Origin of the sequence: Pantoea sp. GbtcB22, assembly GCF_019091025.1 — a bacterium.
GTDB classification, from domain to species: Bacteria; Pseudomonadota; Gammaproteobacteria; order Enterobacterales; family Enterobacteriaceae; genus Pantoea; species Pantoea leporis.
Genome location: NZ_JAGXKB010000933.1, coordinates 1 through 233, shown reverse-complemented (window position 1 = coordinate 233; position 233 = coordinate 1). Strand labels below are relative to the sequence as shown.

General features: G+C 51.9%; 1 pseudogene. It reads right to left on the bottom strand.

Annotated elements, in window-relative coordinates:
* Positions 1-130 (bottom strand): annotated as a pseudogene (locus KVT28_RS28040) (phosphate transport system regulator PhoU); the annotation flags it as partial.
* Positions 131-233 lie beyond the last annotated feature (103 nt).

Sequence of the window (233 nt, the reverse complement as noted above, 5' to 3'; positions counted from 1 at the left end):
ACAGCGAGGTGATGGGGTCCATCAGCTGCTTCAGAACCATGCGGCCCATGTTCATCACTTGCGTGCGAATGTGGACCAGCTCCGCGTTGAACTGACCGGAGATGTGTTTGTTCAGATTTAAATTAGCCATGTGCGTCTCCTGAACCAGCCGTAACGACCGGTGATGTAATGTTCGGTCTGCTTCTTTGCGGGCATAGTGAACAAGGTACCGGTATCCCTGAACTCAATCAGCT